Consider the following 13,270-nt stretch of genomic DNA (forward strand, 5'->3'; position numbering starts at 1 on the left):
GGCGGGGTCCTGAATGTCGGCCGGGCTGCACCCGTTCGAACCGAACGCGTACCGCAAGCGGGTACTCGCCGCAGTCGAGGCCCGGGGTGGCCCGCAGAACTCTGATCCCTTCGAGTTGTACGACATTCCGCTCGAGGACGTCGAAAGCCTCAGTGAGACAGATGTTTCCGAGCGGGTTACCGAGGTCTGGGCGTTCTGGCAGCGGCAGCGGGACCACCCGAAGTACCGGGTGCTGGTCGCCGCCCTGCTGGCCGCGCACGACGCCAACAGCGCCGCGCTGCTCGATCCGCGCGCCCGCGCCGAACTGGTCGCACAGGCCCGCCGACAACGTGCCGGACACGACGCCGCCCGCTACGAACTGTTCGACGCTGCGCTGGCCGCGCTCGCGGCCAGACACGGTGGCATACCGCACGAGAAGCTGGCCCAGCTCGAGCAGGTCGGTCGCGACTCCGGCCTGACCGAGGCGGAGGTCGCGGCCCGGTTGCAGATGCACCGGGTGATCGGCGCGCCCGCGATGCCGGCCGGCGAGCTCGTGCCGGAGCATCGCCGTCGCCAGATCCGCGCACTGTTAGAAGAACTCGGCCGGATCTGGGAGTCCCCGCCGCCGGCGACGCTGTTTTCGTTGCTGGGCTGCGATCCGGACGCGGACGAGGCCGAGGTCGCGGCGCGGGCCGCTGCGTGGCGTGCCCGGGCCCGTGAGCTGCCGTCCGACCGGCTGCGCACCGTCATCGACGAGCTGCTCGTACACGTCGGCGACCTGCTGGAGGCCGGCCCCGCGCTACGCGAGGCATACCTGGACGGCCTGGCGACCGACTTGACGGACAAGCTGCGGCCCCGGGTCCGGGCGGCCGTGCTGGTGGAGGATCGGCTGACCGTCGACGACCACGCCCATCTGGTAGCCGAAGCCGTCGATCTGGGGCTGGATGCCGCCCGGGCGTCACGCGTATTGGTCGCTCTCGCAGCTGAATTCGGTGCGCCCGTCGACACCGCGGTACCTGCGTCGCAGCCGCCCCCACGCCACGAGCCGGTACCGCCGCCGCCCGCCAAGCCGGACTGGTCGGCACCGTTGCGGGCGGCGCGCAAGGCGCTTCGGGAAGGCCGGCCGGTGGCGGCGCAGCGGCTCGCCGAGGATGCCCGCCGGCACGCGCTGCCGGAACGACAACCGTCGATCGCCGCGGTGGCCGACGAGATCGAATCGGTGCTCGCCGATGCGCGGCAGCGTTGGCGGGCGGCCTCGGCGGCGCTGCAGGCGCGCAGGTACGCCGACGCGGCCGACCAGTTGGAGCACCTGACCCGCGTCGCCGCCGACCTGGCCGACCCGAACGGCGCGGTCGACGCCCAGCCGGCGTTAGCCGCCGCACGCGCCGCGGTCGCCGAAGCGGACCGGATCGTCCAGGCCGCAGCCGCCGGCCCGCAGACCTCCCGCGCGGCGCAGTTGATGGCTGCGCTTGATGCCTGTCCCGGGCACCCGCGCGCGTTAGCGGCCCTGGCCGCGTTGCCGTTGGCCGGACCGGCCCGGGTCGCGGCGACCCGGGCGGCCGGCGGCGACGTGACGATCAGCTGGGACCGGTCGCCCGATGCCGGTGTCACCTACAAAGTCACCCGGCTCGATCCCGACGGCGCGTGGCGCACGGTGGGCCGGACGGGCGCCGTCTCGATAACCGACGGCGGGGCTCCCGCGGGGCTGGGGACCCCGGTCTACGCCGTCGTCGCGCTGCACACCGGGCGGGCCTCGGCGGCGGTCCGCTCCGATGCCGGAACCAATCCGCCGCCCGCCGGTCGGGACCGGACTGGACGTTCCCTGGTGCCGCCGCGTTCGCCCGTCCCGCCGCCGATGCCGACGGCAGGCCCGTTGCCCGCACCGCGGCAGGTACACGCACAGCGTGGCGCTGACGGCAGCGTGCGGGTTTCGTGGGTGCCCGCGGACAGCGCGGCCGACGTGGAATACCAGGTCGCCCGCCGTGCCGACGACGGCACCTGGCGAGTCCTCGGCCGCACCCGGGGCACGTCGATGGACGACGGCGGGGCGCCCGACGGACCGCTACCGCAATACGGCGTGATGGCGCGCGCCGGTGGTGTCGCCTCAGCGCGGGCGGTGTCGCCCGGCACGGCGTGACTGCGGCGCCGCACCGCTCACTGCAGCGAGTCCCAGAACTTCTCGAGGACGGCGGCCCCGCGCGCCGGATCCTGCAGCATCCACCAATGACCAAGGCCGTCAAGAACTTCCGTGCGGGCACCGGCCCGGTCGGCGGCACGCCGGCGGATGTCGGGGGAGCCGACGTAGGTGTCTTCGGTCGCCAGTATCGACAGTCCCGGGCGCGCCGCCGCGTGCTCCAGCGCCCGCCCCGCCTCGGCCGTCGCCGGCTGCGCCGCCGAACGGTAGAGCAACAGGATGGCCCGACCCATCTCCGGCCCCTGCGCCTGGGCCAGCGCGGTCGCGATGTCAGGGGTGATGCCGAGACCGGCCAGCAGGGCGGCACGTTCCTTGACGGTTCCGCTCATCATGGTGTCGACCAGTTCCTCGCCCTGCCCGGGTGTCTGCCACACCTGGGCCATGTCGTGCCAGACGTAGTCGGCGTCGAACACGCCGAGGATGTCGCTGGCCCAGCTGCGTACCAGCTCGGGTCGGTGCATCACCAGGTTCACGACGTGGCCGCCACCCCAGTCGTGACCGACCAGATCGATCGGCCCGTCGATGTTCTCCAGCTCACCCGCCAGCCAGTCGCGGTAAGTCAGGTACGTCGCCGGGAAATCGTCGGGCAGCGGTGCACCGAATCCGGGCGGGGACAGCAACACCACATCGTTGCGCCCGAGGACGTCGACCAGCGGCCCCCAGATCGCCGTTGTCTCCGGATTGCCATGGACCAAGACGACCGGCATGCTCTGCTCCTCGTGTGCGCGGGATCTGCTCTGACAGCCTGCTTTAGGCTACTGATGCCCCCGGAACTGTTGTCGGACAGAAAGCGAACACACTCATGGCGCCCACGCTGCGCCCCCGCCGATCGGCCCTCTACCTCCCGGGCAACAACGCCCGTGCCCTGGAGAAGGGCAAATCGCTCGCGGCTGATGTGTTGATCTTCGACCTCGAGGACGCGGTCGGTCCCGATGCGAAGGCCGACTCACGCAGCAGGGTGTGTGCAGCTGTCGCAAGCGGGGAGTATGCGCCCCGCGAGATCGTGGTGCGTATCAACGGCCTGGATACCGACTGGCACGACGACGATCTGGCCGCCGTAGCCGGTTCGGCCGCCGACGGCGTGCTGGTGCCGAAAGTCGAGACAGGCCAACAGGTTCAAGCGCTGACGGCGCGGTTGGAGGAGCTGGGTGCCGCGGAGTCGCTGCAGTTGTGGGTGATGGTCGAGACGCCGCGGGCGTTCCTGCGGATGGACGAGGTCGCCTCGGCCAGCGACCGGCTGGCCGCGCTGGTGGTCGGCACCAACGACCTGGTGAACGAGCTGCACGGACTGCACGTGCCCGGACGCGCCCCCGTCGTGCCCGCTTTGGCGCTGGCCGTGCTCGGGGCACGCGCCGCCGGCAAGGTCGTGCTGGACGGAGTGTTCAACGCCATCAAGGACGAGGCCGGATTCCGCGCCGAAGCGCGCCAGGGCCGCGAGATGGGATTCGACGGCAAGACCCTGATCCATCCCTCGCAGGTGGATCCGGCCAACGCCGTATTCGGACCGTCGCAGGACGAGCTCGCCGACGCCACGAAGATCGTGCAGGCCTACGAACAGGCGCAGGCCGCCGGCGAGAGCGTCATCACCGTCGATGGCCGCATGATCGAAAGCCTGCACGTGCGGAACGCCGAGCGGATCCTGGCGCTGGCCGACCGCATCGCCGAACTGCAGTCGCAGACCCGATAGGCCGGCTCGATACGGTTCAATTAGGTATTGCCGCCAATCGGCATTATTCTTGCGCGCGGCCCATCGTCGTCCCAGGAACACACCATGCCTCTTCAGCCCACTCTGCGGCGCGCACATTCGGTGCGCAGGGTTCGTAGTCCTCGCGTGAAATGCGTAACCGTTGGCCAGTGCTTCGACATCGATATCGCCCGCGATGCGGACGGTTGGTCGATCCGGATACCCGAGGTAGACGGGGTCGCCCGTGCCGCGGATCGGGCGGCGGTGGAATTGGCGGCCCGCCGCTGCATCGCGAGCCGGACCGGTATCCCGATCGGTTATGTGTCCGTCTTCGTCACACGCGAGATTGGTTAGCCGACACCCGAATTGCGGCCCGGTGTCAGATCTTCACCGTCAGCGGCCAGACCTTCCAGATGTCATCGCAGTATTCTGCGATCGCGCGATCTGACGAAAACTTGCCGCTGCGTGCGGTGTTCAGGATCGACATCTTGGTCCACGCGTCCCGGTCCACCCACGCTTCGCTGACCCGTTGCTGGCATTCCACATAGGACGCGAAGTCCGCACACACCAGAAACGGGTCGTGGTAGCGCAGATTGTCCACCAACGGCCGGAACACCTCCGGGTCGCCGTGTGAAAACAGCCCGCTGTCAATCAGATTCAGGACCGCCGCGAGCTCCTCGTTGCTGTCGATGTAGTCCGCCGGCCGATACCCGGCGGCCTGGAGGGCCTCGACCTCCTGCACGGTCATCCCGAACAGGAAGAAGTTCTCCGCGCCCGCCTCCTCGCGGATCTCGACGTTGGCGCCGTCGAGGGTGCCGACGGTCAGGGCGCCGTTGATCATGAACTTCATGTTTCCGGTACCCGATGCCTCCTTGCCCGCAGTCGAGATCTGTTCGGACACATTGGCCGCCGGGTAGATCAGGTGCGCGTTCTGCACGTTGAAGTTCGGGATGAACGCCACCTTCAGGAACTTGTTGACCTCCGGGTCGGCGTTGATGGTCTCGGCCACTGCGTTGATCAACTTGATGATCCGCTTGGCGATGAAATAACCGGGCGCCGCCTTGCCGCCGAAGATGAAGGCCCGCGGCGGAATCGAGAGACCGGGGTTCTGCTTGAGCCGGTAGTACAGCGCGATGATGTGCAGGACGTTGAGATGCTGGCGCTTGTATTCATGGATGCGCTTGACCTGAATGTCGAATATCCATTCCGGGTTCAGTTCGACACCGGTCGCCGAGCGGATGAACGAGGCCAAGCGAGCTTTGTTGGTGCGCTTGATGTCCCGCCACTGCTCGCGGAACGCGCTCTTGTCGACGAACTCCTCCAACCCGCGCAGCTGGTCGAGATCCTTGAGCCAGCCCTCGCCGATGGTGCGGTCCAACAGCTCCCGCAACCCGGGGTTGGCCAGCGCCAGGAAGCGTCGGGGCGTCACCCCGTTGGTCTTGTTGCTGAACCTTTCCGGCCACATTTCGTAGAAGTCTTTGAGCACACTGTCTTTCAGCAGTTCCGAGTGCAGCGCGGCGACACCGTTGATGGCGTGGCTGCCGACGGTGGCCAGATGCGCCATTCGGACGAACTTGGCGCCATCCTCACCGATCAGCGACATCCGCCGTACCCGCTCGGCGTCGCCGAGGAACTTGATACGCACCTCGTCGAGGAACCGGCTGTTGATCTCGTAGATGATCTCGAGGTGCCGCGGCAGTGATTGGCCGAACATCTCCAGCGGCCAGGTCTCCAGCGCCTCGGGCAGCAGCGTGTGGTTGGTGTAGGCGAAGGTCGCCACGGTGATGTCCCACGCCTCGTCCCAGTCCAGCTGACGTTCGTCGATCAGCAGGCGCATCAATTCGGCGACACCGATGGACGGATGAGTGTCGTTGAGCTGTAAGGCAAACCGCTGGGGGAGCTCCCGGACTCCCGCATCGGCCAGGTCGTCCATGATGTGCAGCACGTGCTGCAGCGAACAGGAGACGAAGAAGTGCTGTTGCAGCAGGCGCAGCCGCTTGCCGGCCTCCGGCTCGTCGTTGGGGTAGAGCACCTTGGTGACCGTCTCGGAGGTGACCTCGTCCTCGACGGCCTTGTAGTAGTCGCCGGTATTGAACGCTTCCAACGCAAAGGACTTGACCGCACGCGCGCTCCACAGGGTCAGTACGTTGCAGGTGTTGACGCCGTAGCCCTGGATGGGGGTGTCGTAGGCGGTGCCCTTGAGCATCAGGCCCGGCACCCACCGGGCGCGGTCGCGGTCGTTGTCGTCGGTGTAGTGCTCGACGTGACCGCCCCACTTGACCAGATAGTTGACGTCGGGTTTGGCTATCTCCCAAGGGTTTCCGCTGTCCAGCCAATTGTCGGTCTGCTCGACCTGCCAGCCGTCGTGGATCTCCTGGTCGAAGATGCCGAACTCGTAGCGGATGCCGTATCCGATGGCGGGGCGTTCCAGGGTGGCCAGCGAGTCCAGGTAGCACGCGGCGAGCCGGCCCAGGCCGCCGTTGCCCAGACCCGGTTCCTCCTCGCACGCCAGAACCTCGTCGAGGCGCTGGCCCATCGCGGCCAGCGCGGTCTTGGCCGCCCGCTCCAGACCGAGGTTCAACAGATTGTTGCCCAGTTGCGGGCCCATCAGGAACTCGGCGGACAGATAGCAGGTCACCTTGCGACCGAGATCCAGGGAGACCTGCGTGGAGGCCACCCGGCGGTCCTGCATGCGGTCACGCACAGCCAGGGCGAGCGCGCGGTAATAGTGCTCGGGCCGCAGGGCGGCGGCCGGACGTCCGATCGAATACCGCAGATGGTCAGTGATCGCCCGTTGCAGGGCGGCCGCACCCATTCCGGTGCGCGAGTGCTCGTTCAGCTCCGAGCGCGCGCCGGCGTCGTTGGTGGTGCGGTCGAGGTCGGTCATGGTGAGTCCTACTCTCTCGAGATTCTTCGACAGTCGCACCGACTTACCCGGCGGCAGCAGAAAGTGGGTCTGGCAGCGATGCTTGCACACCCGGCTCGCTTTTGCCTTCCCGATCGCCGTCAAAAACGTGAACGGCACGCCACGTCCTTACGACGCGCCGTCGACGGCCAGGCCGCGCAACGCCCGCGGCAACGGACCCTGGTGCAGCACGCCCAGGCGCTGCGTGGCGCGGGTCAGGGCGACGTAGAGCTCGGCCGCCCCGCGTGGATTCTCGGCCAGGATCCGTTGCGGCTCCACGACCAGGACCGCGTCGAACTCCAGGCCCTTGGTCTGCGACGGCGGCACCGTGCCCGGCACATCCGACGGCCCGATCACCACACTGGTACCCTCGCGGCCGGCCTCGTCCCGAACGAATTCCGCTATCGCAGCGGGCAATTCGTGGGCATCGAGCTGCTTGGACCAGGGCGGTACGCCGCTGGCCCGGACCGACTCCGGTGGCGCGGTATCGGGCGCGAACTCGGCCAGCAACCCGGCGGCCACCGCCATGATCTCTGCCGGGGTCCGGTAGTTCACCGACAGCGACCGGTAAACCCACCGGCCGGGAACGTAGGGCGCCAGCACCGATTCCCAGGACCTCGCACCGGCCGCCGACCGGCGCTGGGCCAGATCACCGACCACGGTGAAAGACCGTGCCGGGCAGCGCCGCATCAACACCCGCCAGTCCATCTCAGAAAGCTCCTGGGCCTCGTCGACCACCACATGCCGGTAGGTCCAGGTACGGTCGGCGGCGGCGCGCTCGGCCAGCTCACGAGCGTCGCCTTCGACGAACCGCTCGGCCAGGTCCTCGCCGTAGAGCAGATCCTGGGCCAGCAGCTGATCCTCGTCGTCCATCAGGTCCTCGCGGCTGACCATCAGATCCAGCACGCCCGCGGCGTACGCGGCCTCCTCACGTTGCTCGCGTTCGGCCTGCTGCCTGGCCAGTTCTTCGGCTTCCTTGTTGGTGCCCAGCAGGTCGACGAGTTCGTCCAGCAGCGGCACGTCCGACACCGTCCACGCGTCGCCGACGGCGCGCAGCAGCGCCGGATCGGCACCCGCCGCGCTCAGTCTCTCGGGGGACTCCAAGAGCGCGGACAGCAGTGCCTGCGGCGTCAGGATCGGCCAGAGCTCGTCGAGCGCAGCGGCGAAGGCGTCGTTGTCGGCGAGCTCCTCGATCAGTTCGTCCCGCAGCTTCTCCCACGCGTCCCGGTCCGAACGGGTCAGCCAGCCCCGCCCGATCTTGGTGATCGCCCGCTCGGTCAGCACATAGGTGACGATGTCGGTGAATGCGGCGCGGGCAGCGTTGTGTGGCAGCTTGGTGGCGCGCGCCTCCTCTCGCGCCCACTGCGCGGTTTCGGCGTCGATGCGCATCGTCACGTCGGACAACTTGATCAACAACGGATCCTGCGGCAGCTGTTGGCGGTCGGCGATGGCCGCGGTGAGTACGTCCAGGATCTGCAGCGATCCCTTCAGGGCTGCCGCCTCCGGTTCGTCCTCAGCGGTGACGGACAGCCCCGGCACCAGATCGCCGGTGGTCATGAACACCACCGTCGACTCGCCCAGCGACGGCAGCACCTGGCTGATGTGGTTGAGGAAGGCCGGGCTGGGTCCAATCACCAGCACCCCGTGGCGTTCCATCCGCGCCCGCTGGGTGTAGAGCAGGTAGGCGACGCGGTGCAGCGCGACCACCGTCTTGCCGGTGCCTGGACCGCCTTCGACGACCAGGACGCCGGCGTGGTCCAGGCGGATGATCTCGTCCTGCTCGGCCTGGATGGTCGCCACGATGTCGCGCATTCCGTCGCCACGCGGCGCATTGATCGCCGCCAGCAGCGCGGTGTCGCTTGAGCTTTGGTGTCCGTCACCGGATTCGGCCGGGTCCGGGCGGCCGAGCACTTCGTCGGTGAAGGCGACGATCCGACGGCCGCGGGTGTGAAACTGGCGGCGCCGACGCATGCCCTCGGGGTGGGCCGCGGTGGCTGTGTAGAACGCCCTGGCCGCCGGCGCCCGCCAATCGAGCAGCAGCGGTTCGTACTCGTCGGACTCGTCGAGCAGCCCGATGCGGCCGATGTAGGTCAGGTGGCCTGCGACGCTGTCCAACCGGCCGAAGCACAGGCCGTCGTCGGCGACGTCGAGGCGCTTGATCCGCTTGGCGAGCGCACGCACCTCCACGTCGCGGTCCATCGGTGTTTCAGTCTCTGCGCGCAACGCCGCGCGGTACCTGGCCTGGGCGCGGGCGCGGTCATCGTCCAGCCGTGCGTACAGGCCGTCGACATAGGCCTGTTCTGAGCGCAGTTCGTCGGTCGCGCGGGTCAATGGGCACCGGCGAAATTCAAGGTGATCACCCCGGCAATGATCAGGCCGACGCCGACCACCTTGCCTGCCGACACCGGAGAACCGAGAAACATGACCGCGATCAGCACTATCGCGGCGGTGCCGACCGCCGACCACAGCGCGTAGGCGACGTCGGTCTGCATGCCCCGCGCGATCGACAACGACAGCAACGCAAACGACGCGGCATAACCGAGCAGGCACACCGCGGTGGGCCACAATCGGGTGAACCCGTCGGTGCTCTTGAGCAGGCTCGTCGCTCCGACCTCGGCGAAGATCGCGACGAACAGGAACAGATAGGCCAGCATTGGTCTCCTCGGGCAGCTGTACATCTACAGACCTACACGAAGTCCGACCTCCGTAACGTAGGGGCATGACCGAGAATCTGACGCACCGCCTCGTCGGCTATTCGCCGGCAGTGTTGAGCCTGTTCCGCTTGGTTTATGGCATGCTTTTCGCCGGTCACGGTTCGATGATTCTGTTCGGCTGGCCCGTCGCCACCGGGCACCACGTCGGGGTCGGCGACTGGCCGGGTTGGTATGCCGGACTGATCGAGCTGGTGACAGGGGTGTTGGTCGCGGCGGGGCTGTTCACCCGTGCCGCCGCATTCCTGGCTTCTGGCACGATGGCCGTCGCGTACTTCTGGATGCACCAACCGAATGCGCTCTGGCCGATCGGTGAGGCACCGGGTGGCAACGGCGGAACCCCGGCGATACTGTTCTGCTTCGGTTTCTTCCTGCTGGTGTTCCTGGGTCCGGGCAGGTATGCCGTCGACACGATTCGAACTGCGAAAGCTCAACGCCCGCAAGGATAATCAGGCGTCGAGGTCGGTGCTCGTGGTGGTCTTCTCCCAGGCCGAAATCTCCTTGGCGCGGCGCTCGGCGATGAAGCGGTACGAAAACAGCGCGTCTTGGCCGAGCAGCAGAAACGCCGGAGGTTCGTCGGCCTCGACGGCGGCCATGATCGCCGCACCGGCTTTCGCGGGGTCACCGACCTGGGCGCCGTGCATGGTGTCGTTCTCTTTGCGGCGCCGACCGGCGGTGTCGGCGTAGTCGTCGATGACGGTGGACGTCTGCTTCAGGGACCGGCCGGCGAAGTCGGTGCGGAACGCGCCGGGTTCGACGACGGTGACCGAAATGCCCAGGGGCGCAAGCTCGCCGTGCAATGCCCCGCTCATCGCCTCCACCGCAGCCTTGGCCGCCGAATAGTAGCCGGAGCCGACCGGGGTCAGTTGCACGCCGATCGAGGAGATGTTGACGATGGCGCCGGAGCCGCGCTCCCGCATGCTGGGCAGCACGGCCTTGATCATGGCGACGGTGCCGAAGAAGTGCGTCTCGAACAACGCGCGCACGTCCGCGTCCTCACCCTCCTCGATCGCCGCGCGGTAACCGTAGCCGGCATTGTTGACCAGCACGTCCACGCCGCCGAAACGGTCCTGTGCCTGCTCGAAGGCCGACGCGATCTGCTCGGGGTCGGTGACGTCCAGGGCGACTGCGAGCACCCGTTCGGCCGTGGCCTCGGCCAGCTTTTCCACGCTGGACACATCGCGGGCGGTGACGACTGCGTTATGACCGGCTGCGATGACAGCCTCGGCCAGGGCGCGGCCGAGGCCGGTCGAACAGCCGGTGATGAGCCAGGTGGACAACCCAGTGGTTCCTTTCGGTCACGATCGCCAGCGAGCCGACCGGAACTACCAATTATCTTGACAAGCAGACGATTTCGCCGACGCCAATGCTAGAAGCCCATCTTTCGGCACTTGGCGGTCCGATTCTGGCAAAACATCCCGCTGCCGGTCCAGTCTTTGGCGCCGGGCACACCGAAGTTGTTGGGCGTGTCCGTCGAGCGGAAATCCTGCGCCATGCCCGGTTGAATGACGGTCAGGAAATCCTCGATCAACGGTGGGGATGTGTCTTCGGGGTCCGCTGCGGCTACGCCGGTTCCGCCGACCAGGGCCGCAACGGTCATCAGACCGGCGGCAAGTGCCGAAGCGAACTTAGGAAGGCTCATCGGTCGCCCTCTCTGCTTGTGACGCGAATCACGGGCCGGCATCAAGCGTACCCGCGAACTGATGTGCGATCCGAGCCTGCCGAGTCTTCGTCGCAAACCGGCCACAAACTCACAACAACTCTGATTGCGGCGGCCAGCAAAGCGTTTGGCAAACCAGGCCGTGCATACCGTGAAGCGCGTGATGCCGATGTCCGCCGTGGTTCGTCGTGCCGCGGCCGTCGCTGTGTGTCTGGTCACGTCCATGACCACACCCTCGGCGGCTGCCCAGCCGGACGCCGAACCGGCAGGAGCGGTCGCTGGCGGAGCCGTACCCCCGGGCGTTCCTGTCCGGATCACGACGCCCGACGGCTGGATCCTGGCGCTCGGCGCCAAAGACGAGCGGCACGTTCCGGTGGCGCCGCTGACGACTGCGGTCTCGTCGCGCGAATACCTGTCCAGCGGAGTGTTCGTGGCTTCGCTGACCGGGCCCGAACCTCCGCACGGCGTGCTCGAAGTGGGGTACGAGATCGGTTGCGGCATCGACATGAGCACGGCCAACGGCGTCACCATGGCCAACGGCGCCGGTGTCTCGCCTTCGCTCGGCGCGGTGGTGCCGTTCGGGCCCGGGGAGCCGTTCCAGCTGCTACCGATCCTCGGCGCGCAGTACAACAGCGTGGTCAGTGTCGGGCTCAAACCCGGATTCGTGGTGGTGGTCCCGGTGGTCCGCAAAGAGTTCAAAGGCCCGAACCCGTGGATCATGATCAACGAGTTCCACATGAAGATCGACGGCTGCGTCGGGCAGTCCTTTGTCCGCTCGTACTCGACCCTGACCCGCATCACCGACGAGTCTGACGTGGTGTTGTCCTACGTCGGGTCCACCAAGGCGGTCTGAGTCAGGAGTACGAAGCTCCGAAGTTCGGCACCGCCTCGAAGCCGTCGGCATGGGCGGCGGCGGCCGCGCGTCGGATCGGCAGGATCAGCGGCACGAACAGGATCTGGTCCAGCATGATCGGCGTGATGAGCCGGTTGTGCACGAAGGCGAACGAACTCTTGGTCACCGGGTCGGCCCAGCCAATCGTCCCGCCCAGGCCGGCGTGCCCGAATCCGCGGAGCAAGCCGGGCACCGGCGAGCCGTGGTAGCCGAGGTGGAACGACATCGGCACCACCAGATTGAGGTCTGGTCGCAGACTGGTTTTGCCGAGCAGATCGCGCGCCAATTCCGTTGACAGTAACTGTGTTTGGCCGGTATGGCCGTCGTTGGCCAGCGCTCCGTACATGCGCGCCAGACCGCGCGCCGTCACCACGGCGTTGACGGACGGGATCTCACCGTCGAGCAGGGGAGTGTCGCCCTGGATCAACGAGGTGATGCCGGGGACGTAGATCGCGCCCAGACCGCCGGCGACCGGGAGTTCCGACAGCCAGGGTGCGAGCCGGTCGAACAGCGGGTTCGCCCGGGTCGTCTGCGGGAACATGATTTGCGCGGCCGTGGTGGGCGCGTCCGCCGGCGGACGGCCCAAGTGCAGGCCATCGGTGTCGAGTGGTTGGGCGACCTCGGTGCGGAACAACTCGCGCATGCCCTTGCCGGTGATGGCGCGGGCCAGTCCGGAGGTGAGCCAACCGTAGGTGAACGCGTGGTAGGCCGCCCGGCCGGCGTGGCGGTCGACGGGCGCGGCGGCGAGTCGTTCCTCCATCAACCGGTGGTCGAGCAGTTGCTCCTTGGTCACGCCCTTGAGGTGGGACAGCCCGGTCTTGTGCCCGAGCATGTCGCGCACGGTGATCGCGGACTTGCCGTTGGCGCCGAACTCGGGCCAGTACCGCGCGACCGGTTCGTCGTAGGCCAATTGGCCGCGGTCGACCAGGCGGTGCAGGATCGTCGCGGCGACCCCCTTGCTGGCCGAGAAGACCATGGCGCCGGTATCGGCCGTCCACGGGATCTCGCCGTCCCGGTCTGACCAGCCTGTCCAGATGTCGACGACCGGTTCGCCGTGGACGTAGACCGACAGGGAACCGCCGCCGAATCGCGGATCGCCGTTGAACAGCTTGGCGAAGGTGCGGACCGCGCAGGAAAAACGGGGGTCCGCGGCGCCGTGCACATGCCCCGGTAGGTCGGAATCGACGTCGACAATCGCTGGCTTCGTCATGAGAATCATATTACCCAAAATGGATAACTATATTC

The 13,270-nt window shown here is 67.7% G+C and carries 12 protein-coding genes; 5 read left to right on the forward strand and 7 right to left on the reverse strand.

The features are described from left to right. Positions 1-13: 13 nt before the first annotated feature. A complete protein-coding gene (locus ACZYZ9_RS18670; protein ID WP_463827743.1) occupies positions 14-2,116 on the forward strand; it encodes an Ig-like domain repeat protein in 2,103 nt (700 codons plus the stop codon). Positions 2,117-2,133: 17 nt separating this feature from the next. Here the strand turns inward: ACZYZ9_RS18670 and ACZYZ9_RS18675 are convergent, their stop codons facing one another. Then, complete coding sequence (locus ACZYZ9_RS18675; RefSeq protein WP_463827744.1) at positions 2,134-2,880, reverse strand: alpha/beta fold hydrolase; 747 nt, start codon at positions 2,878-2,880, stop codon at positions 2,134-2,136. Positions 2,881-2,975: 95 nt separating this feature from the next. Here ACZYZ9_RS18675 and ACZYZ9_RS18680 point away from each other — a divergent pair, with 95 nt between their 5' ends. After that, positions 2,976-3,860 carry an HpcH/HpaI aldolase/citrate lyase family protein gene (locus ACZYZ9_RS18680; RefSeq protein ID WP_463827745.1) on the forward strand — a complete coding sequence of 295 codons (885 nt, stop codon included), beginning with the start codon at positions 2,976-2,978 and terminating at the stop codon, positions 3,858-3,860. Positions 3,861-4,004: 144 nt separating this feature from the next. Continuing rightward, a complete protein-coding gene (locus tag ACZYZ9_RS18685) occupies positions 4,005-4,211 on the forward strand; it encodes a long chain fatty acid-CoA synthetase Faa4p (protein ID WP_463827746.1) in 207 nt (68 codons plus the stop codon). 25 nt (positions 4,212-4,236) lie between these two features. Here ACZYZ9_RS18685 and ACZYZ9_RS18690 read toward each other — a convergent pair whose 3' ends face one another. From ACZYZ9_RS18690 to ACZYZ9_RS18700, 3 genes are all read right to left on the reverse strand, one after another. Beyond that, positions 4,237-6,744, reverse strand: coding sequence for a glycogen/starch/alpha-glucan phosphorylase (locus ACZYZ9_RS18690; protein ID WP_463827802.1), 2,508 nt, complete (start codon positions 6,742-6,744; stop codon positions 4,237-4,239). Positions 6,745-6,891: 147 nt separating this feature from the next. Further along, the gene (gene helR, locus ACZYZ9_RS18695; protein ID WP_463827747.1) at positions 6,892-9,093 is read right to left on the reverse strand and encodes an RNA polymerase recycling motor ATPase HelR; all 2,202 of its coding nucleotides are present in this window, start codon (positions 9,091-9,093) and stop codon (positions 6,892-6,894) included. Further along, on the reverse strand, positions 9,090-9,413 hold the full coding sequence (locus tag ACZYZ9_RS18700) for a DMT family transporter (RefSeq protein ID WP_463827803.1): 324 nt from the start codon (positions 9,411-9,413) through the stop codon (positions 9,090-9,092). Before ACZYZ9_RS18700 ends, helR begins: the two co-directional genes overlap by 4 nt. Before the next feature lie 68 nt (positions 9,414-9,481). Here ACZYZ9_RS18700 and ACZYZ9_RS18705 point away from each other — a divergent pair, with 68 nt between their 5' ends. After that, the gene (locus tag ACZYZ9_RS18705) at positions 9,482-9,922 is read left to right on the forward strand and encodes a DoxX family protein (RefSeq protein WP_463827748.1); all 441 of its coding nucleotides are present in this window, start codon (positions 9,482-9,484) and stop codon (positions 9,920-9,922) included. Here ACZYZ9_RS18705 and ACZYZ9_RS18710 read toward each other — a convergent pair whose 3' ends face one another. Next, entirely contained in the window at positions 9,923-10,753 is an 831-nt protein-coding gene (locus ACZYZ9_RS18710) for an oxidoreductase (protein ID WP_463827749.1), read from the reverse strand. It lies immediately after the preceding gene. A gap of 89 nt (positions 10,754-10,842) precedes the next feature. Then, positions 10,843-11,358 (reverse strand): hypothetical protein, encoded by a 516-nt coding sequence (locus ACZYZ9_RS18715; RefSeq protein ID WP_463827808.1) that lies wholly within the window; start codon positions 11,356-11,358, stop codon positions 10,843-10,845. On the opposite strand from ACZYZ9_RS18715, the gene ACZYZ9_RS18720 reads away from it, so the two are divergent. Further along, on the forward strand, positions 11,297-11,986 hold the full coding sequence (locus ACZYZ9_RS18720; RefSeq protein WP_463827804.1) for an MspA family porin: 690 nt from the start codon (positions 11,297-11,299) through the stop codon (positions 11,984-11,986). The two genes, ACZYZ9_RS18715 and ACZYZ9_RS18720, sit on opposite strands and share 62 nt — an antisense overlap. 1 nt (position 11,987) lies before the next feature. On the opposite strand, the gene lipL is transcribed toward ACZYZ9_RS18720, so the two are convergent. Further along, positions 11,988-13,235: an esterase/beta-lactamase LipL gene (gene lipL, locus ACZYZ9_RS18725; protein ID WP_463827750.1), complete on the reverse strand. Its 1,248-nt coding sequence runs from the start codon at positions 13,233-13,235 to the stop codon at positions 11,988-11,990. Positions 13,236-13,270 lie beyond the last annotated feature (35 nt).

The organism is Mycobacterium sp. IDUB_28 (assembly GCF_055419285.1).